17 protein-coding genes are annotated in these 19540 nt (G+C 67.0%); 13 read left to right on the top strand and 4 right to left on the bottom strand.

Annotated features, from left to right (window positions below; all coding sequences use genetic code 11):
* Positions 1–40: 40 nt before the first annotated feature.
* Positions 41–619 carry a TMEM165/GDT1 family protein gene (locus P1IM2_RS16365; protein ID WP_058812120.1) on the top strand — a complete coding sequence of 193 codons (579 nt, stop codon included), beginning with the start codon at positions 41–43 and terminating at the stop codon, positions 617–619.
* A gap of 9 nt (positions 620–628) precedes the next feature.
* On the opposite strand, the gene P1IM2_RS16360 is transcribed toward P1IM2_RS16365, so the two are convergent.
* The gene (locus P1IM2_RS16360; RefSeq protein ID WP_186403114.1) at positions 629–1639 is read right to left on the bottom strand and encodes a hypothetical protein; all 1011 of its coding nucleotides are present in this window, start codon (positions 1637–1639) and stop codon (positions 629–631) included.
* A 178-nt stretch (positions 1640–1817) separates the two neighbouring features.
* Here P1IM2_RS16360 and P1IM2_RS16355 point away from each other — a divergent pair, with 178 nt between their 5' ends.
* The 6 genes from P1IM2_RS16355 (at position 1818) to P1IM2_RS16330 (ending at position 8843) form a co-directional block, all read left to right on the top strand.
* Positions 1818–3578, top strand: a complete 1761-nt coding sequence (locus P1IM2_RS16355) for an N-acyl-D-amino-acid deacylase family protein (RefSeq protein WP_186403113.1) — start codon at positions 1818–1820, stop codon at positions 3576–3578.
* A gap of 7 nt (positions 3579–3585) precedes the next feature.
* A complete protein-coding gene (locus P1IM2_RS16350) occupies positions 3586–4323 on the top strand; it encodes an SDR family NAD(P)-dependent oxidoreductase (RefSeq protein ID WP_186403112.1) in 738 nt (245 codons plus the stop codon).
* A 99-nt stretch (positions 4324–4422) separates the two neighbouring features.
* Entirely contained in the window at positions 4423–5574 is a 1152-nt protein-coding gene (locus P1IM2_RS16345) for an acyl-CoA dehydrogenase family protein (RefSeq protein WP_186403111.1), read from the top strand.
* Between the two features lie 10 nt (positions 5575–5584).
* The gene (locus P1IM2_RS16340; RefSeq protein WP_186403110.1) at positions 5585–6553 is read left to right on the top strand and encodes an acyl-CoA dehydrogenase family protein; all 969 of its coding nucleotides are present in this window, start codon (positions 5585–5587) and stop codon (positions 6551–6553) included.
* Positions 6554–6593: 40 nt separating this feature from the next.
* A complete protein-coding gene (locus P1IM2_RS16335) occupies positions 6594–7502 on the top strand; it encodes a LysR family transcriptional regulator (protein WP_186403109.1) in 909 nt (302 codons plus the stop codon).
* A 96-nt stretch (positions 7503–7598) separates the two neighbouring features.
* Positions 7599–8843 carry an acyl-CoA dehydrogenase family protein gene (locus P1IM2_RS16330; RefSeq protein WP_003044690.1) on the top strand — a complete coding sequence of 415 codons (1245 nt, stop codon included), beginning with the start codon at positions 7599–7601 and terminating at the stop codon, positions 8841–8843.
* Positions 8844–8924: 81 nt separating this feature from the next.
* Here P1IM2_RS16330 and P1IM2_RS16325 read toward each other — a convergent pair whose 3' ends face one another.
* A complete protein-coding gene (locus P1IM2_RS16325) occupies positions 8925–9743 on the bottom strand; it encodes a hypothetical protein (protein ID WP_254535880.1) in 819 nt (272 codons plus the stop codon).
* A 39-nt stretch (positions 9744–9782) separates the two neighbouring features.
* Between P1IM2_RS16325 and P1IM2_RS16320 the strand changes: the two genes are divergently transcribed.
* From P1IM2_RS16320 to P1IM2_RS16300, 5 genes are all read left to right on the top strand, one after another.
* Positions 9783–10967: a CaiB/BaiF CoA-transferase family protein gene (locus tag P1IM2_RS16320; RefSeq protein ID WP_186403108.1), complete on the top strand. Its 1185-nt coding sequence runs from the start codon at positions 9783–9785 to the stop codon at positions 10965–10967.
* Entirely contained in the window at positions 10964–11833 is an 870-nt protein-coding gene (locus tag P1IM2_RS16315) for a crotonase/enoyl-CoA hydratase family protein (protein ID WP_186403107.1), read from the top strand. Before P1IM2_RS16320 ends, P1IM2_RS16315 begins: the two co-directional genes overlap by 4 nt.
* 11 nt (positions 11834–11844) lie before the next feature.
* The gene (locus P1IM2_RS16310; protein WP_186403106.1) at positions 11845–13467 is read left to right on the top strand and encodes an acyl-CoA dehydrogenase family protein; all 1623 of its coding nucleotides are present in this window, start codon (positions 11845–11847) and stop codon (positions 13465–13467) included.
* The gene (locus P1IM2_RS16305) at positions 13464–14222 is read left to right on the top strand and encodes a crotonase/enoyl-CoA hydratase family protein (RefSeq protein WP_186403105.1); all 759 of its coding nucleotides are present in this window, start codon (positions 13464–13466) and stop codon (positions 14220–14222) included. Before P1IM2_RS16310 ends, P1IM2_RS16305 begins: the two co-directional genes overlap by 4 nt.
* Positions 14223–14323: 101 nt before the next feature.
* On the top strand, positions 14324–14869 hold the full coding sequence (locus P1IM2_RS16300) for a hypothetical protein (RefSeq protein ID WP_186403104.1): 546 nt from the start codon (positions 14324–14326) through the stop codon (positions 14867–14869).
* A 48-nt stretch (positions 14870–14917) separates the two neighbouring features.
* On the opposite strand, the gene P1IM2_RS16295 is transcribed toward P1IM2_RS16300, so the two are convergent.
* Positions 14918–16141, bottom strand: a complete 1224-nt coding sequence (locus P1IM2_RS16295; RefSeq protein ID WP_313906818.1) for an ectonucleotide pyrophosphatase/phosphodiesterase — start codon at positions 16139–16141, stop codon at positions 14918–14920.
* A 147-nt stretch (positions 16142–16288) separates the two neighbouring features.
* Here P1IM2_RS16295 and P1IM2_RS16290 point away from each other — a divergent pair, with 147 nt between their 5' ends.
* The gene (locus P1IM2_RS16290; RefSeq protein WP_186403103.1) at positions 16289–17896 is read left to right on the top strand and encodes a M20/M25/M40 family metallo-hydrolase; all 1608 of its coding nucleotides are present in this window, start codon (positions 16289–16291) and stop codon (positions 17894–17896) included.
* Between the two features lie 19 nt (positions 17897–17915).
* On the opposite strand, the gene P1IM2_RS16285 is transcribed toward P1IM2_RS16290, so the two are convergent.
* Positions 17916–19484: an alkaline phosphatase D family protein gene (locus P1IM2_RS16285; RefSeq protein ID WP_186403102.1), complete on the bottom strand. Its 1569-nt coding sequence runs from the start codon at positions 19482–19484 to the stop codon at positions 17916–17918.
* Between the last annotated feature and the right edge of the window lie 56 nt (positions 19485–19540).

Here is a 19540-nt window from a genome sequence, read left to right as displayed (position 1 = left end):
GCTGTTGGAGTTCGCTTGCCGCTCGGCCCCGGAGTATTTCATGGAAGCCTTGTTCACCTCGACCGCGGTCGTCGCGCTCGCCGAGATCGGCGACAAGACGCAGCTCCTCGCGATTCTGCTCGCGACGCGCTTCAAACGGCCGCTTCCGATCATCCTTGGCATTTTGGTCGCAACGCTCGCCAATCATGCGCTCGCCGCGCTGCTGGGGGCGCAGGCGGCCGCCTTCCTCGACAGCGATATCTTCCGCTATGTCATTGGCGCCTCGTTCGTCGCGATGGCGGCGTGGACGCTGATCCCCGACAAGTTCGAGGATGATGATGCGCCCAAATCGCATGCGGGCGCGTTCATGACGACGCTCGTCGCCTTCTTCCTCGTCGAGATGGGCGACAAGACGCAGGTAGCGACGATCGCGCTCGGCGCGCGCTTCCACGATGTCTTCACCGTGACGGCGGGTACGACGCTGGGGATGATGATCGCCAATGTGCCCGCAATCTTCCTTGGCCACGAACTGCTCAAGCGCGTCGATCTGAACAAGGTCCGGATGGTCGCCGCGGCGCTGTTCCTGGTCATCGGCCTTTGGGTTCTGGCGCAGACCGCGGGACTGTTCGGCGCAGGCTGAGCGCCGCGATCAGAACGGCTTGCAGGGCTTGCCGTTGTCGTCGAACCGGGCGGCGAGATCATATTCGCGGCCGTTCCAGCGCAGATAGGGGAAACAGAAGCCGGGAAGGCCGACCTGGATATCGGGATAATTGTCGACGCCGTGGCTTTTGAGGAAGTTTGCAAAGCCCTGCGTGGTCAGCATCACCTTCCAGCTTCCCGCCGGCGTCTTGGTCAGGACGATCGAATTGACGCCGGCCGATCCGTTGCAGAAGATGCCATTGTCGTGGATCATCGCTTCGGGTCGGCCGTCGCCGTTGACGTCGCCGATAAAATCGACCTGCGCCTCCGAATGGCCGCTGTCGTCGTCGGTGCAGGCTGTCCAGCGGCCGCCCTTGACCGGCTTGATTTCGGCGGCGCGAAACAGCGCGAGGCGCTCGGTCGCCGGGATCGCCTTGGCTTCGGGAGTTTGCGAGCCGTCCCAATCGAACAGATAGTCGCGCGAAATCGGCATCGCGCCGCTACGCGGCGGCGCGGCGCTTGCCGGGGTGGCAGCGGCCTTCCCGTCCTGGCTGCACGCCGTCGGCGCGCCGTAGCTGCCGCCCGCGAAATGGCGCGTGCCGGGGCAGGCCGAATAGCGCGCCTCGAGCGTCAGGTCGCGCCAGCCGCCGGTGCGCGTCTTGGCGAAGCCGACGATGCCATCCTCGGCGATCAGACGGCGCCAGCGCCCGTCGGTGCCGAGCATCAGCACTGCGAAATAGGCGCCGGGCTTGCCATAGCATTTGGGATCGACGTCGGCGACATGCGCCTCCGCCCGTCCGTCGCCGTTGAGATCGGCAAAGGCGACGCGCGGGTTCGACGCGCCGCCGCAGCGATTGATCGCGCGCCCGTTTTCGACCCGGAAGCCCGCAGCTTCGAACAACTGGATGCTCTGTTCCCTGGTCAGGCGCGGCTGCGCCGTACCCTGCGCCGCGCTCTGCGCCGGACCGGCAAGCGGCAGCGCGGCCAGTGACAAACCCAACAGCATCCGGATGTTCGACATGGTGGTCCCTCCCGTCGCGGCGAAGGCTAACACGAACCGCCCCCGCCTTGCCACGCAAATCGCGGGCGGTGTTCGCCCGCCCTCGCTTGCAATCGGGTGCGGTTTCGCGGATGGCTGAAAGCGGCAAGGCAAGCGACGACCCGCCCGGACGAGGCCGGCGCGCTTCGAGGAGAGGCTTATGGACTTCGATCTGGTCGTGCGCGGCGGGCTGGTTTTCGACGGGAGCGGCACCGCTCCCTTCGTCGGCGACATCGGCCTTCGCGATGGAAAAATCGCCGCAATCGGGCAGATAGCGGGCCGCGGGGTCGAGGAGATCGACGCCAGCGACCGCATCGTCACCCCCGGCTTCATCGACATTCACACCCATTATGACGGACAGGCGACGTGGGAGACACGCATGGCGCCCTCCTCGAATCATGGCGTGACGACGGTGCTGATGGGCAATTGCGGCGTCGGCTTCGCGCCGTGCCGGCCGCACCAGCGCGACATGCTCGTCAAGCTGATGGAGGGGGTCGAGGATATTCCCGAGGTCGTGATGGTCGACGGGCTGCCATGGAATTGGGAGAGTTTCCCCGATTATCTCGACGCGCTCGATGCGCGCGAACTCGACATCGATATCGCGGCGCAGGTGCCGCATTCGGCGCTGCGCATCTTCGTGATGGGCGAGCGCGGCGCGCGACATGAGGCCCCGACCGCCGACGATCTGGCGCAGATGCGCGCGCTGGTCGCCGATGCCGTCGCCGCCGGTGCCTTCGGGGTCACGACGTCGCGCAACATGATGCACCGGACCAAGGCGGGCGAACTGGCGCCGAGCCTCTATTCCGAAGCCGACGAGCTGCGCGCGCTGATGGACGGCCTTGGCGATGCCGATGCAGGGGTGTTCCAGATCATCCCGGCGCCGGCCAATGATGCCGAGAGCGAATTCGCCTTGCTGCGCGCGCTTGCCGAACATGGCCGGCGCCCCTTGTCCTTCACCCTGCTCGACGTGCCCAACCAGCCGGGGGCGGGGTGGCGATCGATGCTCGCGGGGCTCGAACAGGCGCGCCGCGACGGGCTGCAGATGCGCGGACAGGTCGCACCGCGTCCGGTGGGCATGTTCTTCGGCCTCGACCTCAGCCTCCATCCGTTCAGCTCGCACCCGAGCTACAAGGCGATCGCCGACCGCCCGCTGGCCGAGCGCGTGGCGGCGATGCGCGATCCGGCCTTCCGCGCGCGCCTGCTCGCCGAGACGGCCGAGGACAGCAATCCGGTGACGCTGGCACTGATCGATGCGTTCCGCGCCGTGCATGAATGGACCGACGGTCCCGACTATGAACCGCAGCGCGAGACGCGGATCGAGGCGCGCGCCGCGGCTGAAGGCCAGTCGGTCGCCGAATTCGCCTATGAGCTGCTGCTGAAGGATGAGGGGCGGCGGCTCTTCTATCTGCCTGCCGCCAATTATTCGGAGGGCAATCTGAACGCGGTGCGCGAAATGCTGGGCCATCCCGATACCGTGATGGCGCTCGCCGACGGCGGCGCGCATTACGGCCTGATCTGCGACGCGAGCTTTCCGACCTATTTTCTCCAGCGCTGGGTCCGCGATGCCGATCCCGGCGACCGGATCGCGCTCGCCGACGCCATTGCCGAGCTGACCGCGCGTCCCGCCGCGACCGTCGGCATGACCGACCGCGGCCGGATCGCCGAGGGGATGAAGGCGGACCTCAACATCATCGATTTCAACGCGCTGCGCCTGCATGTTCCGACGATCCGTTACGATCTGCCCGCGGGCGGGAAGCGGATGCATCAGGCCGCCGACGGCTATGTCGCGACGATCGTATCGGGCGCGGTCACCTATCGCGACGGGCAGCCGACGGGCACGCTGCCCGGCCGGCTCGTGCGGCGCGGGCGGGACGCGGCGCCGGCCGGCGCGGGCGATCCGGCGATCCCGCGAGCCGCCTAGGGTCAGCATGAAGGACGATACCGACTTCGCCGGAAAGGCGGTGCTGGTGGTTGGCGGATCGAGCGGGATCGGCAACGGCATCGCCCATGGCTTTCGCACGCGCGGCGCGGCGGTCCATGTCTGGGGGACGCGCGCGCGGGCGGCGGATTACGACCCGGACGATGGGTCCGATCTTGCGGGGCTCGGCTATAGCTGCGTCGATGTCGGCGACCCCGACGCGATCGAGGCGGCGGCGATGCCGTTCGACCGGCTCGATGTGCTGATCCTGTGCCAGGGCACGGTCGTCTATCGGCGCGGCGAGTTCGAGCGCGAAGGCTGGGACCGGGTGATGGCGGTGAACCTCGACAGCCTGATGCATATATCGCGCAAGTTCCGGCTGCAGCTGTCGCAAAACGCCGGATCGATCATCATCGTCAGTTCGATTTCGGGGCTGAAGGCCAATATCGGCAATCCGGCCTATGCCGCGTCGAAGGCCGGTGCGATCAGCCTCACCAAGACGCTGGGGCAGGCCTTCGCCGCCGACGGTATCCGCGTAAACGGCCTCGCGCCGGGTCTGGTCGATACCAAGCTGACCAAGGTGACGACGCAGCATCCCGACCGGCTGGAGGGGGCACTCGCGCATATCCCGCAGCGACGGATGGGAACGCCCGAGGACATGGCGGGGGCGGCGATCTTTCTTGCCTCGCCGCTTGCCTCCTATGTCACCGGTCATACGCTGATCGTCGACGGCGGCCTCTCGCTCTGATCGGGCGCCCCATCAATTGCTGCAGGTGACGCGCCGCGATTTTCGCGGCAGGAGAGGGCGGCTACGCGATTTTGCAGAGTCGCCGCGGGAGAGACTATTGTGTTCGACACGCTGGAGCTGAGCAGCCTGCCGCCCGAGGATGAGGCGCTGCGCAGCCGCGTCCGTGCGCTCGCCGAGGCGGCGACGGCGGCGCGGTCCGCCGACGTCCGCGCCCGGTCGTGGCAAGGGTTCGACGCCGATTTCAGCCGCAAGCTCGGCGCTGCAGGGCTGCTCGGCCTGACGCTTCCCAAAGCCTATGGCGGCGGCGAGCGCGGCCCGTTCGCGCGGTTCGTCGTCGTCGAGGAATTGCTGTCGGCCGGCGCGCCGGTGGCGGCGCACTGGATCGCCGACCGGCAAAGCGCGCCGCTGATCCTGAATTACGGGACCGAGGCGCAGCGCCAATTTTATTTGCCGCGCATTTGCCGCGGCGAATTGTTCTTCTGCATCGGGATGAGCGAGCCGGGATCGGGATCGGACCTTGCGAGCGTTCGCACCCGCGCCGAGCGCACCGCGGGCCGCTGGCGGGTCAACGGGCAGAAGATATGGACGACCGGCGCGATGCACTGCGACTATATGATCGCGCTGCTCCGCACCTCGGGAAGCGCCGAGGATCGTCATGCCGGGCTGTCGCAGCTTATCATCGACCTGAAGGCGCCGGGGATCACCATCCGTCCGATCGTCGATCTGACCGGCGACGCGCATTTCTGCGAAATATTCTTCGAAGATGTCGATCTGCCCGCCGACGCGCTGATCGGTGCAGAGGGCGAGGGGTGGAAGCAGGTCACCGCCGAACTCGCCTTCGAGCGCAGCGGCCCCGAGCGTATCTATTCGAGCGTCGTGCTTCTGGATGCCTGGGTGCGGCATTTGCAGCATATCGGGCGCGACGACGCGGCGGTGCGCGCGCTGGTGGGGGATTTCACCGCGCGGCTCGCGACGCTGCGCGCGATGTCGATCGCCTGCACCGCCCGGCTTGCGGCGGGCGAAAGCCCGGTGGTCGAGGCATCGCTGGTCAAGGATCTGGGGACGGCGTTCGAGCAGCAGCTTCCGGTCGCGATCGGCGACGACCTTGCCGCGCATCCCGATGAACCCGTCTCGGACGAGCTTTACCGCACGCTGACCTATGTCACGCATGTCGCGCCCAGCTTTTCGCTGCGCGGCGGTACGCGCGAAATATTGCGCGGCATCATCGCCCGCGGCATGGGCCTTCGGTGAGGAGCCATAGATGACCGATTTCCTCGACCCTTTCGAACGGATGATCGCCGCGCTTTTTAGCCCCGCCGCGGTGCGCGCGGCGGAGCGCGGCGAGGCAGACGACAGGGCATGGTCGGAGCTCGCGGCCTCGGGTTTTCTCGACGCGCTGGTTCCTGAAGACGCGGGCGGCGCGGGGCTGTCCTTTGCCGATATCGTCCCGCTGTGGCTGGTGCTTGGCCGCCATGCGGTACCCTGTCCGGTCGGCGAAACGATGATTGCGCGCGCGCTGCTGGCGCAAGCGGGGAGGGCCGCGCCCGATGGACCGATCGCGATCGCCGCGCAGGCGCCGGGCGCAGCCGGGCGGGTGATCGGCGCCGCGCTGGCGCGACATCTGCTCGTCGAATGGGAGGGCAATCTCTATCTTGCCGCCGTGGCGGGCGAAGCGGATGGCGGCGCGGGGGAACTCGCGGCATCGGTGCGCTGGGATAGCGAAACCGCAACGCCGGTGGGACCGATTGTCGCCGGCGGATTGCGCCGCGCCGCGGCGGTGCTACGCGCCGCGCTGATCGCGGGCGCCGCCGACCGGCTGACCACGATGACGGCAGACTACGCGAACGAGCGTATCCAGTTCGGCAAGCCGATCGGCAAGCAGCAGGCGCTGCAACAGCAGCTTGCCGTGATGGCGGAGGATATGGTCGCGGCGCGCATTGCGGCGCATATCGGCGGCGCGGGTTCTTTCCCGCCTGCGCTCGCGGCGGCGGCGACCGCCAAATCGGTTGCGAGCAGCGCCGCCGCGCGGGTCGCGGCGATCGCGCATGCGGTGCATGGTGCCATCGGTATCAGCGAAGAATATGATCTTCAGCTCTATACGCGCCGGCTGCAGGCCTGGCGGCTCGCCGACGGATCGGAAAGCTATTGGAACCGCTTGCTCGGCGCCGAACGGCTGGCGGCGCCGTCGGGTTCGGTCGATTTCGTCCGCACGGCACTGGCACCGGCCTGACCGCCTGGCGCCGCCGAGGCAAGGCCGATAGGAACATGATATGAAGCGCCTGCCGCGGCTCGACCTCAACCTGCTCCAGATATTCGACGCCATCTATACCAAGGGCGGCGTGTCGGCTGCCGCGTCGCACCTCAATCTGTCGCAGCCCGCGATCAGCCATGCGCTGGCCAAGCTGCGCGCGATGCTGGACGATCCCTTGTTCATCCGCCAGGGCAACCGCCTCGTCCCCACCGGGACCGCGCGGGCGGTTGCCGAGCCGATCCATGCGGCGCTGCGCGAACTGGTCGCGGCGCTCGACGGGGCTGGGAGCTTCGATCCCGCGCAATCGACGCGCGAGTTTCGCATCGGAATCCGGCTGGCGGGCGAGATGTCGCGCTTTCCGGCGCTGGCCTCGCGCGTGCTTGCGGAGGCACCGCACGTCCGCCTGATATCGACCGCCTTTCGGCGCCGCGATCTGGTCGCCGCGCTGGCCAACGGCGATCTCGACGTCGCGATCGACGTCGACCTGCCCGTCGAGGACCGGCTGTGCCGCGAGCCGCTCGGTGTCGAGCCGCTGCTGGTGGCGGCGCGGATCGGCAATGACCGCATCGCCGGGACGCTCGACCTCGACCGCTATCTCGCGCTCGATCATGTGTTCGCGACGCCGCGTCCGCACGGGCCGGGGATCGAGGATATCGCGCTGGCGCGGCTCGGCTTGCAGCGCCGCGTCGCGGTGCGCTGCCAGCATGCGATCACCGCCTGGCAGATCGTGGCGAAGACCGACATGCTCTGCACGCTTCCGCGCAGCCATGTTCGCATGTTGCAGGACATCTGGCCGATGCAGTTGTTCGACCTGCCGATCGCGGTCGCACAGAGCAGCAGCTATCTCTATTGGCATCGCGCGGTTCAGGCGGATGCCGGCCTCGCTTGGCTGCGCGCGATCATCCTCGAGGTGATGCGCGAAGAATAGGCGTCTATTCCTCAGGCGAATAGACTTTATTCGAAGTTATCATTTTTCCTGATGCCGCAGGGGCACTAGCCTTGGCCCCAACCAAGGAGAATAGCGATGACGCCGATCGAACTCGAAGCCGAACTCAACGACCTCAGAATGTCAAAAGAGGCGCAGCCGCTGTTCGATGCGGTGAAGCGCCACATCGCCGAAAATGTCGATCCGATCACCGAGGAGTTTTTCCGCTTGGGCGAAGGGCGCGCCGACCGCTGGAGCTGGGCGCCGGGGCAGCTTGAGCTGCTTGAAGGCGCGAAGGCCAAGGCGAAGGCGGCAGGGCTGTGGAATTTCTTCCTGCCCCACGGCGATACGGGAACCCCGCTCACCAACCTCGACTATGCCTATATCGCGGCCGAACTCGGCAAATCGCCGCTGGCATCCGAATCGCTCAACTGTTCGGCGCCCGACACCGGCAATATGGAAGTGCTGGAAATGGTCGGCACGCCCGAACAGAAGGATCGCTGGCTGAAGCCGCTCCTCAACGGCGAAATCCGCTCCGCCTATGTGATGACCGAACCCGGCGTTGCCTCGTCGGACGCGAGCAATCTGGAAACCAGCGCGACGCTCGAGGGCGACGAGTGGGTCATCAATGGCGAGAAATATTTCATCAGCGGCGCCGGCGATCCGCGCTGCAAGATCCTGATCTGCATGGTCAAGACCAACCCGGAGGCGCCGCGCAAGGCGCAGCATTCGCAAATTCTGGTGCCGATGGACACGCCCGGCGTGCAGGTGCTCGGGCCGATGCGGGTGTTCGGCGCCGACCATGCGCCGCAGGGGCATATGCATATGCGGTTCGAAAATGTCCGCGTGCCGCGCGACAACATCCTGCTCGGCGAGGGGCGCGGGTTCGAGATTTCGCAGATGCGCCTCGGGCCGGGCCGCATTCACCACTGCATGCGCACCATCGGCAAGGCCGAGGTTGCACTCGACCTGATGGTCAAGCGCGGCAATTCGCGGACCGCCTTCGGCCGGCCGCTGTCGCAGCTCGGCAAGAATCTCGAAGTCATCGCGCGGGCGCGCTGCGATATCGAGGCGATGCGCCTGATCGTGCTCAAGGCCGCGAAGGCGATGGACCTGCTCGGCAATCGCGAAGCGCGCGTGTGGGTAAGCATGGCGAAGGCGATGATCCCCGAGCGCGTGTGCCAGATCATCGATCAGGCGATCCAGATCCACGGCGCGACCGGCATCTCGCATTGGACGCCGCTCGCCGAGCTTTATGCCGACGTGCGCCATCTGCGCTTCGCCGACGGTCCCGACGAGGTTCACTATATGGTCGTGGGCCGCGACGAACTCGCGCGCCACTAAGCCGCCGAAGGGCGGGGCGAGCGGCGCCGGAGCGCCGCTCGCCCCGCATCCGCCGGCGTTCGTTTTCCGCGCCGCGACCGGTCAGCTTTCGAGATAGCGCGCCCAAATGCGCTTACCCAAGCTGTCGTAGCGCGTCATCGCCGCAATCAGCGCGGCGAGCGCATCGCTTGGACAAAGCCTTTCGGGTAGCAGCGGATCGCGCATGATGGCGCGGATGGCTTGTCGCCCCAAGAGCAGCGTTTCGGCCGCCGCCGCGGGAAGCCGGCTTTCATCGATGCCCGCCGCGCTCTCGTCGAGGCGGGCGGCGAGCCGCTGGTGCGACGCGCGCAGGGCTTCGCCCTGCCACAAGGTGCGGAAGCGGGCGTCGCGGGCGGCGTCCAGCCCGCTCGCCTCGACGACGAACAGCGATGGCGCGGCGTCGAGTTCGATCAAATCTTGCCGCATCCCCGCGGCCCCACGCGCCAGATTGTCGGGGCGCACCCAGATATTGGCGTCGGCCTCGGCAAATCCTTCAAGATCCAGCGCGCGCAGAGTCCGGCGCCAGGTGGTGCGGTCGGCGCGCTCCTGCGGCCCCGCGACCGCGACGAGCCAGCGTCCCTCCCAGGGCTGCCGCCGCTCAAGCCGGGTGCGCCAGCCGAGGATCCGCTGCTTCAACACCTCTGCATTCGCGCCGATCGTATAGCGGCCGCGCGCGATCGCCTGAACCCGACCTTCCGACTTGAGGCGCGTCAACGCCGTCCGGATGCCCGGCGCCTCGATCCCGAAGGCTGCGCCGGCGCGCACCAGTTCGGCGACCGTGAACGCCGGCGGAGCGCCGGTGTCGAGCAGATCGAGAATGAGCATCCGCGCGCTCATCCCTCCGGCATCGGCCGAGTTTACTATATTGCGTTCTGTGTCCATATCCGACAATATATGCAACAAATAAGATGGGAGAGGAAGATGCTGCCCCTCGATGGCGTGACCGTAATCGATCTTACCAGCGTTGTCGCGGGGCCGCTGGCGACGCAGATCATGGCGCAGCAGGGCGCCCGGGTATGGAAGGTCGAGCCGCCCGAAGGCGACCGCGCGCGTTTGCTGGGCGCGGTCGCGGCGCCGGGGTTCAGCTCGGCGCATGTCGCGCTCAACGTCGACAAGCACTCGGTCGCGATCGACCTTGCGCGTGCCGATGGGCAGGCGCTGCTGCGCCGCATGGTGCCGCACGCCGACCTCCTCATCCACAATTTCCGGCCCGGGGTAATGGAGCGGCTGGGACTTGGCACCGATGTGCTGCATGCGCTGCGCCCCGATCTCGTCATCGCGCGGATCAGCGGCTTCGGTCAGGACGGGCCGATGGCGGGCGGGCGCGCCTATGATCCGATTGTGCAGGCCGAATCGGGGATGGTCAGCTGGACCGCCGAAGGCCCGCTGCTCGCCCCGCAATGGATTTGCGACAAGACCGCCGGGCTGTACGCGGCGCAGGCGGCGACCGCCGCGCTCGTCGCACGGGCGCGCAGCGGAAAGGGGGCGGTCGTCGATATTTCGATGCTGGAGGCCGCCGTCGCTTATGGCTGGATCGACCTCCACGGGGCGCAGGCCTTTCCCGATGCCACCTCGCGCATGCCCGACATCGCCGCCGTCTATCGCCCGTGGGCGACAGGCGACGGCTGGATCGTCGTTGTCATGCTGTCGCAGTCCGAATTCGAAGGCTGGGCGCGCGCGATCGAGGCGCCCGAGCTGCTTGCCGATCCGCGCTTTGCCGACATGACGACGCGATTCCTCAACTGGGACGATCTGCGCGCGATCTCGGCGCCGCGCATTGCCGCGCTGAGCACGCGCGAGGCGGTGGCCCGGCTGGCCGACGCGAGCGTGCCGTGCGGCGTCGCCAACCGCTCGGCGGCGCTCCCCGGTCACGCCCAGATCGTTCATGACGGCTTCGTCGCGCTGACCGACCACCCGCAGGCCGGTGCGGTGCGCCGGACCCGGCCCGTGGCGCGCTTCGACGGCGCGCGGCCGGGCTTCGAGGCGCATGCGCCGCGTGTCGGCGAGCATAGCCGGGCGGTACTCGCCGCGGCCGGCCTCACCCCCGAAGAGATCGAAACCGCCATCGCAGAAGGCGCCGCTTGCGCGCCCGAGGAGACCTTATGACAACCTATCAGACCCTGTCCTATGCCGCCGAAAACCGGGTGGCGACGATCACGCTCAACCGTCCCGAACATTTCAACGCGATCGCCCACGGCATGCCGCGCGAGATCCGCGCCGTAGTCGAGCGGGCGGAAGCCGATGCGGACGTCCATGTCATCGTCGTGCGCGGCGCGGGGCCGGGTTTTTGCGGCGGATACGATCTTAAACATTATGCCGAACGCAAGGGCGAGATCAGCGGATCGCAGGATATGCCGTGGGATCCGACGCTCGATTTCCAGATGATGTGGCGCAATACGCAGGACTTCATGGCACTATGGCGCGCGACCAAGCCGACGATCGCGCGCGTTCATGGCGCCGCGGTTGCCGGCGGGTCCGACATCGCGCTGTGCTGCGACTTTCTGATCATGGCCGACGATGCGCGCATCGGTTATCCGCCGGCGCGCGTCTGGGGCGTGCCGACCCCGGCGATGTGGGTCTATCGTCTGGGGCCGCAGATGGCGAAGCGCATGATGATGACGGGCGACCTGATCGACGGGCGCGAGGCCGAACGGATCGGGCTGGCGCTCGAAGCGGTGCCCGAGGCCGAACTCGACGATGCGGTCGAGCGGCTCGTCGGGCGGCTGCGCGGGGTTCCGCGCAACCAGCTGATGATGACCAAGACGGTGGTCAATCAGGCCTATGACAATATGGGGCTCAACAATACCCAGATGTTCGCGACGCTGTTCGACGGGGTATCGCGCCATTCGCCCGAAGGCATATGGTTCCGCGACCGCGCGCAGGAGGTCGGCTTCAAGCAGGCGGTTGCCGAACGCGACAGCGGCGATCCGATCGCAAGCCAGGTGTCGAAGCGCCTGCCCGCCGACGATTGAGGAGACGAAGCATGACCGCACTTCAGCCGATCGACCGGCTCGACACGCATGACGTGTTCAACCAGGTGCCGCCGTTCGAAAACAGGAACCTGTTTACCGGCGACCGCGCGCTGGTCGATGCGGTGAACTGCGCGGGCGCGGGCGAACATGGCGCCCGCCTCGCCGCGCTTGGGCAGCGCTGTGGCTCGGCCGAGGTGATCGAATGGGGCGTCGAGGCAAACCGCCAGCCCCCCGTGCTCGAAACCTATGACCGCTATGGACACCGCGTCGACGAGGTGCGCTTTCATCCCGCCTATCACGACCTGATGCGGCTGGGGCTCGATAGCGGCTTTGCCGCTGCGGCGTGGGACGGCAGCGCACGCGGCCATACGCTCCACGCGGCGATCCTCTTCCTGACCGGGCAGGCTGATTCGGGCACAAGCTGCCCGATGACCATGACCTATGCCGCCGTGCCTACGCTGCGAGCCGAGCAGGCGGTTGCCGACGTCTGGGTGCCGCGCATCGCGGCGGGCCGCTACGATCCGGCCTTCCGCCCGGCGGCCGAGAAAGCGGGCGTCACGATCGGCATGGCGATGACCGAGAAGCAGGGCGGCAGCGATGTGCGCGCCAACACGACGCGCGCGGTGCCGACCGGCGAGGCGGGCTGGTACAGCCTGACGGGGCATAAATGGTTTTGTTCGGCGCCGATGTGCGACGCCTTCCTGACGCTGGCCTATGCGACAAGCGGACTGACCTGCTTCCTTGTCCCGCGCTGGCTGCCCGACGGCACCCGCAACTCGGGGTTCCGCGTCATGCGCCTGAAGGACAAGATGGGCGACCGGTCGAACGCCTCGTCCGAAATCGAATATCATGGTGCGCTGGCCCAAAGGCTGGGCGCCGAAGGGCGCGGCGTCGCTACGATCATCCAGATGGTCCAGCATACGCGCCTAGACTGCGTGATCGGTTCGGCGCAGCAGATGCGCGGCGCGCTTGCGCAGGCGCTATGGCACACCGCGCATCGGTCGGCCTTTCAGAAGCGGCTAATCGACCAGCCCGCGATGGCGGCGGTGCTGGCCGACCTTGCCGTCGAAAGCGAGGCGGCGACGGCGCTCGGCTTCCGGCTGGCGCAGGCGTTCGACGAAGAGGATGCGCTGACGCGGCTGCTGACGCCGATCGCCAAATATTGGGTGTGCAAACGCGCACCGGGTCTGATCTACGAAGCGATGGAGGCGCATGGCGGCGCCGGCTATGTCGAGGCGGGGCCGATGCCGCGGCTGTTCCGCCAATCGCCGCTCAACGCGATATGGGAAGGATCGGGCAATGTCATTGCGCTCGACGTGCTACGCGCCATCGCGCGCGAACCAGAAGGGGTGGCGGCGCTTCAGGATTTTCTGGCGGCGCAGCGCGGACGCGACGCCCTTTATGATCGCTGGGTCGAGGACATCGATCTGACGCGCGCCGACGAGAGTAGCGCACGGCTGCTCGTCGAGCGGCTGGCGCTTGCGGCGCAGGCCGCGATCCTGATCGGACAGGATAGTCCGATTGCCGAGGCCTTCTGCCGCCTTCGCCTGAGTGCGCGTGGCAGCGCCTATGGCGCGTTCGATGCAACCGTCGATGCGCGCACCATCGTCGACCGCGCGATGCCCGCGGCATGAGCGTGCGGATCACCAACGACGGCGCGGTGCGCACCGTCACCATCGACCGCCCCGACTGCCGCAACGCGGTCGACCCGGCCACCGCCGACCTGTTGCGGCAGGCGTTCGCCGACTTCGAAGTCGACGACAGCGCCGCGATCGCGGTGCTGACCGGCGCGTCGGGCCATTTTTGCGCAGGCTTCGACCTGAAGGCAGTGGGGGCGGGCAACGAGCGTTACCAACCCGAAGGCGTCGGGCCGATGGGGCCGTCGCGCATGTTGCTTTCCAAGCCGGTGATCGCAGCGGTCGAGGGCTATGCGGTTGCCGGCGGCCTTGAACTCGCGCTGTGGTGCGACCTGCGCGTCGCGTCCGCCAGCGCGGTGTTCGGCGTTTTCTGCCGCCGGTGGGGCGTGCCGCTGATCGATGGCGGGACGGTTCGCCTGCCGCGCATCGTGGGGCAGGGACGCGCGCTCGACATGATCCTTACCGGGCGGCCGGTCGATGCGGCCGAAGCGCTCGCAATCGGGCTTGCCAACCGGGTGGTGGAGGAAGGGGAGGCGCTGGCGACCGCGCAGGCGCTTGCCGCCGAAATCGCGCATTTTCCGGCGCTGTGCATGCGTACCGACCGCATGTCGGCCTATCGCCAATGGGATTTCGACCTTGCCGACGCGCTCCGCTTCGAGGGGCGCGAAGGCGCCGCGCCATTGCGCGCCGAAGCCCGGAAGGGGGCGGCGCGCTTTGTCGACGGGGCAGGGCGGAGCGGACGCTTCGACTGATCGCGTGACGGTCCGGCGCGCCTGCTATTTCCGGCATCCACAAAACGACCGCACCGGTATAGATTGCCGCCGACAGCTATTCCGGCGCGGGAGGGTGAGCGATGCGGTTTCGGGTCTTTGCAGGTGCGGCGCTGGGCGCCGCGATGGTTGTGGCGATGCCCGCGACGGGCAAGGCGCCGCGCAAGGTCAAGGCGGTGGCCGATTGTCCCGCCGACCCCGCGCTGCCGCCCGATCTGGCCGATTGGGGGCGGATGAGTTCGGCCAAGACCATCTATGCCTATGGCGAGGCGCGCGCCGCCGACTGGCCGTCGCTCGGCGCGGCGCGCACGGGGCTGTTGCTCCATAAGGCCGAAAGCCTGCGCTACTGGATCGCGCCCGAGCGGCGGCAGGATGTGTTCAAATTCGGCGGCATGATCCCGGTCGAGGTGAAACGGGCCGGCCGGCTCGTGATTGCGCTCGACGCAGGGGCCTGGATCGATCTGGTGCGCGACGGCAAGGCGCAGCCGGCGGCGGCGCACGGCCATGGCCCCGCCTGCTCGGGCATCCGCAAGATGGTCGAATATGACGTGACGCCGGGCCGCTACCTCGTCCAGATCGTCAACGCACCCGAATTGTCGATCCGCGCGATGGCGGTGTTGCGCGACTGATCGGGCATAGCGGAGCTGGCGCGCGCCGTTCCGATCGCGTTTCGCGGGTCAGCGTTGCGGCGCAAGACTTTCGAGCAGTGTGCCGCGCGCATCGCTCGGCAGCGGCTTGACGCCGATCAGGCGCATCAGAAGCGGATAGACCTCGATATTGTCGACCAGCCCGACGTCGCCGCGCAGGCCGCTGCCATAGGCGATGAACAAGGCGCGCATGTCGGGGTCGTCATTGTCATAACCATGCGCTCCGCCCATCACCGGATAGGCCGGCTTGCCCGCGACGATCGTCCAGCCGTTCTCCGCGATGCAGATGATCGCCGCGACGCGCGGATTGTGCCCATAGTGAAGGCGTTCCGGCAGATCCTCGCGGCGGCGGCAGGTCATATGGTCGTGCGGCTTGAGCAGCGCGTCATAGACCCGGTCGTCGGTTCCGGCGGCGGGTTCGATCGCGGCATAGGGGCCGGTCTCCACCGCGATAATGCTCGGCAAATCGATCAGGTCGGCAAGGTCGACGATCCGCGCATCGCTGATCGCGCGCATGCCATGATCGGCCACGACCAGAAGCCGAACGGGCTGGTCGAGGTCTTTCAGCCCCGACAGCAGGTCGCCGATGCGGGTATCCACCTCGGTCATCGCGGCATTGAGTTCCGCCGAGTCCGGGCCGAAATGATGCCCGGCAGTATCGACGGCGTCGAAATAGAGCGTCACGAAGGCCGGGCGGGTCGCGCGCGGGCGGCGCAGCCAATCGAGGACCGCGTTGACGCGCTGCACATTGCTGACATTTTCATCGTAGCGCTGCCAATCGGCGGGACGCACCTCGTGGATCGCGACCTCGCTGCCCGGCCAGAACATCGTGGCCGTTCGCACCCCGGCCTTTTGCGCCGTCACCCACGCGGGTTCGGCCTCGTCCCACCAGAAGGGGTCGAGCGCCTGCTTCGCATTGCCCAGGCTGAAGCGTTCGGCGGGACGCCGCGGGTCGATCATGTTGTTGCCGACGATGCCGTTGGTGTCGGGGCGTTTGCCCGTGACGATCGCATAATGGTTGGGGAAGGTCTTGGTGGGGAAAGAAGGGCGGAGCGCGCCCCGCGCGCCCTCGGCGGCGAGTTTCGACAAATTGGGGGTGATTCCGCGGTCAAGATAGTCGGCGCGGAAGCCGTCGATCGAAATCAGGATGGTGACGGGCGCGCGCGGTTCGGCGTTCGCTTCCGTAGCACGGACATGGGGCGAGGCCAGCGAGCAAAGCGCGGCGATCAGGATCATCAGGCGAGTCATGGTCATCGCGCTAGGATGGCGGCGTGACAACCGCGCGACAAGGTCATTGCGCGTCGGCGAGGCGGTTCGGCCATATCATGCTTGCAATCGCACCCTTGCCATGGTGCACCCGGTTTCAACCGAAACCACGGACGAAATGAAGGGGACGCGTTCATGAACAGGGGTTTGATGGCGGCGCTGCTGGTCGGCGCAGCATGTCTGGCTGTGCCGGCGACCGGACAGAGCGGCGACGACACCAATCGCATCATCGATGAAGGCTATAACCGCAGCCAGGTGATGCAGACGGCACAGGAAATGACCGACGGCATCGGTCCGCGCCTGACCAATTCGCCCGCCATGCGCCGGGCCGAAGCCTGGGCGATCGGAAAGTTCGAAGGCTGGGGCCTGTCCAATGTCCGCCGCGACGGCTTCGAATTCGGCCGCGGATGGGAAATCCTGTCGGTCAGCGCGCGCATGGTCGCGCCGCGCTCGCTCGCGCTGACCGCCATCCCGATTGCCTGGACGCCGCCGACCAACGGACCGGTGACCGCTCCGATCATCGTCGCGCCGATGTCGAAGGAAGAACATTTCGCCGAATGGAAGGGCAAACTCGCCGGCAAGATCGTGCTCGTCTCGCTGCCGGGCGATGGCGACGAACCCGACAAGCCGGCCTTTCGCCGCCTGAGCGGCGACGACATCGGCAAGCTCGACGAATTTCGCCAGCCCAAATATGATCCCGATGCGCTCAATCGCCGGTTGGAGCGGGTGACGTTTGCCGAAAAGCTCGATGCCTTTCTGAAATCCGAAGGCGCGCTGGCGATGGTTCGGCAATCCTATCGCGACGGCAAGCTGGTGCATGGCGAGGGCTATAATTACCGCGTCGGGCATTCGCCGAAGCTGCCCGGCATCGAACTGGCCGCAGAGGATTATCGGCGCCTGGCACGGCTCGCGAAAAGCGGGGCGCCGCCGCAGCTCGAGATCGATTCCAACGTCCGTTACGACGACAGCGATACGCGCGCCTATAATATCATCGCCGAAATTCCGGGGACCGATCCAAAGGCTGGCTATGTCATGGCCGGCGCGCATTTCGACAGCTGGGTGGCGGGCGACGGCGCGACTGACAATGGCGCTGGCAGCGCCGTCGTGATGGAGGCCGCGCGCATCATTCGCGAGCTCGGCATCCGGCCGAAACGCACGATCCGCTTCGTTCTGTGGAGCGCGGAGGAGCAGGGGCTGCTCGGGTCGCTCGCCTATGTCGACAAATATCTCGCGGCGCGCCCCGGCCCGACCGAGGGCGAGGACGGCAACGCGCTCTATTATGGCTGGCCGAGCCGTTACCCGATCACGCCAAAGCCCGGTTATGGCGACCTAAAAGCCTATTTCAACATGGACAATGGCTCGGGCAAGCTGCGCGGCATCTATGCCGAGGGCAATGTCGGCGCGGTTCCGATCCTGCAATCCTGGCTTGCACCCTTTGCGAGCATGGGCGCGGGCAAGGTCGTTGCGGGGCCGACGGGCGGCACCGATCATGTCTATATGCAGTCGGTCGGGGTGCCGGGGTTCCAGTTCATCCAGGACCCGCTCGATTATGGATCGCGCACGCACCACAGCAGCGCCGACACCTTCGACCATCTGAAAGGCGACGATTTGCGCCAGGCTTCGGTCGTGATGGCGGGGATGCTGGTCACGGCGGCGAACAGCGACAAGACGCTGCCGCGCTTCCCGGTGCCGACGCAGCCGACGCCCTATAATCCGTTCAAATACAAGGATCCCAACGACTAAACGATGGTATCCGCCGGGGTCAGGCCATCTTGATCCCGGCGATGCCGTTGTCGACGACGCCTGTCGCGCGCTTCGACAGCGTGCCCAGCGGCACCGTCACCTTGTCGACGACCATGAAGTGCGTCTGCCACGCGTCGCGGTTCACGTCGCACACGACATAGCCGCGCTGGTCGTTGGCGAATTTGAGTTCGGGATTGAGCTTCAGAAACTGGTCGGTGCCGGCGCGCAGATCGCTGCCGTCGCCGCCGCTGCTGATCGAGGTGGCGACGAATTCTGCGCCGACGACCTTGTCCTTGAGCACCAGATCGCCGCAGAAATTCTGATGCTCGTCGCCCGTCAGCACGACGCAGTTCTTGAGACCGGCGAAGCGCGACAGGATGCGTTCGCGCGGCGCCTCATAGCCCGCCCAGCTGTCGAGGTTGACGATCTTTTGGGGCTCGTCGGCCTTGCGCCGCCGGTCGAGCGACATCATCGTCACCTGCTGCGCGATCGCGTTCCACGTCGCGCCGCCCTGCGCGAGATTTTTGGCGAGCCACTCTTCCTGCGCCTTGCCGAGAATTTGCGCATTCTTTGCAAAGACATCAGGACAGGCGGGTTTGAACCCGTCGCCGCACGGCTGATTGTCGCGATACTGGCGGGTGTCGAGCACCTGCATCGCCATCAGGTCGCCATAGCGGAATTCGCGGTTCGCGGCGATGAAGCCGCCGCGCGGCAGCAGCGCCTTGCGCACCGGCATATGTTCGTACCACGCCTGGAACGCGGCCTGCCGGCGCAGCATGAAGACTTCGGGCGGCGGGGCGTCGGGATCGTTGCCGTCGAGCCCCATCTTCCAGTCGTCATAGACCGACACCCAGTCGTTGCGGATTTCATGATCATCGAAGGTCGAGATGAAGCCATGCGCCGAACGCGCCGCCTGCATGTCGATGTCGAGTAGCGTCTGGGTATAGGCGGTGCGGAAATCGCTCAAATCCTGAAGCCCGCGGAGCGTATATTTGCGCACCGGCCGGATCGGCAGGCCACTGTCGTATAGATAGTCCTGCTGATATTCGTAGATGAAGTCGCCATAATGGTAGACGAAATCCAGCTCTTCGCGCGCAAGGTGGCGATAGGCGCCATAGAAGCCCGATTCATAATGCTGGCAGCCGCAAACCCCGAACTTGACCTGATCGGTGCGCGCGCCGGCCGCGGGCAGCGTGCGGGCGCGGCCGCGCAGGCTGCGTTCGCCGCCAGCGGTGAAGCGGTAATAATAGGGGCGGCTGGGCTGCAGCCCGGCGACCTCGACATGGACGCTATGGCCAAGCTCGGGGCGCGCCAGTTCGGTGCCGTTCGCGACGACCTTGCGGAAGCCGCCGTCCTCGGCGACTTCCCATTCGACCGGAACCGGGACCAGCGGCATGCCGCCGTGCGGCGCCATCGGGTCGGGCGCGAGGCGGGTCCAGATGACGAAACCGTCGCTCGCGGGATCGCCGGCGGCGACGCCGAGGCTGAACGGGAAATCGCGAAAGAAGCCGGCCTCGGCGCGCAATATGGCCGGGGCGGACAAGCCGGCAAGCGTGGCGGTGGCAAGGAAATTGCGGCGCGAGAACATGGCGGGACTCCGGGGAGAAACGAATCGTGCTCCCCAGATAGACTAGTCATGCGTCA

Source organism: Sphingopyxis sp. P1IMeth2 (assembly GCF_900185685.1).
GTDB lineage: Bacteria > Pseudomonadota > Alphaproteobacteria > Sphingomonadales > Sphingomonadaceae > Sphingopyxis > Sphingopyxis terrae_A.
This window is presented reverse-complemented; position numbering and strand designations above follow the sequence as displayed.

Bases quoted from the DNA above. Each gene is read 5' to 3' on its own strand.
- P1IM2_RS16305 (WP_186403105.1), top strand. From the start codon at position 13,464: ATGAGCGTGCGGATCACCAACGACGGCGCGGTGCGCACCGTCACCATC.
- P1IM2_RS16290 (WP_186403103.1), top strand. From the start codon at position 16,289: ATGAACAGGGGTTTGATGGCGGCGCTGCTGGTCGGCGCAGCATGTCTG.
- P1IM2_RS16335 (WP_186403109.1), top strand. From the start codon at position 6,594: ATGAAGCGCCTGCCGCGGCTCGACCTCAACCTGCTCCAGATATTCGAC.
- P1IM2_RS16355 (WP_186403113.1), top strand. From the start codon at position 1,818: ATGGACTTCGATCTGGTCGTGCGCGGCGGGCTGGTTTTCGACGGGAGC.
- P1IM2_RS16325 (WP_254535880.1), bottom strand. From the start codon at position 9,743: ATGGACACAGAACGCAATATAGTAAACTCGGCCGATGCCGGAGGGATG.
- P1IM2_RS16285 (WP_186403102.1), bottom strand. From the start codon at position 19,484: ATGTTCTCGCGCCGCAATTTCCTTGCCACCGCCACGCTTGCCGGCTTG.
- P1IM2_RS16350 (WP_186403112.1), top strand. From the start codon at position 3,586: ATGAAGGACGATACCGACTTCGCCGGAAAGGCGGTGCTGGTGGTTGGC.
- P1IM2_RS16295 (WP_313906818.1), bottom strand. From the start codon at position 16,141: ATGACCATGACTCGCCTGATGATCCTGATCGCCGCGCTTTGCTCGCTG.
- P1IM2_RS16330 (WP_003044690.1), top strand. From the start codon at position 7,599: ATGACGCCGATCGAACTCGAAGCCGAACTCAACGACCTCAGAATGTCA.
- P1IM2_RS16320 (WP_186403108.1), top strand. From the start codon at position 9,783: ATGCTGCCCCTCGATGGCGTGACCGTAATCGATCTTACCAGCGTTGTC.
- P1IM2_RS16365 (WP_058812120.1), top strand. From the start codon at position 41: ATGGAAGCCTTGTTCACCTCGACCGCGGTCGTCGCGCTCGCCGAGATC.
- P1IM2_RS16310 (WP_186403106.1), top strand. From the start codon at position 11,845: ATGACCGCACTTCAGCCGATCGACCGGCTCGACACGCATGACGTGTTC.
- P1IM2_RS16315 (WP_186403107.1), top strand. From the start codon at position 10,964: ATGACAACCTATCAGACCCTGTCCTATGCCGCCGAAAACCGGGTGGCG.
- P1IM2_RS16300 (WP_186403104.1), top strand. From the start codon at position 14,324: ATGCGGTTTCGGGTCTTTGCAGGTGCGGCGCTGGGCGCCGCGATGGTT.
- P1IM2_RS16340 (WP_186403110.1), top strand. From the start codon at position 5,585: ATGACCGATTTCCTCGACCCTTTCGAACGGATGATCGCCGCGCTTTTT.
- P1IM2_RS16360 (WP_186403114.1), bottom strand. From the start codon at position 1,639: ATGTCGAACATCCGGATGCTGTTGGGTTTGTCACTGGCCGCGCTGCCG.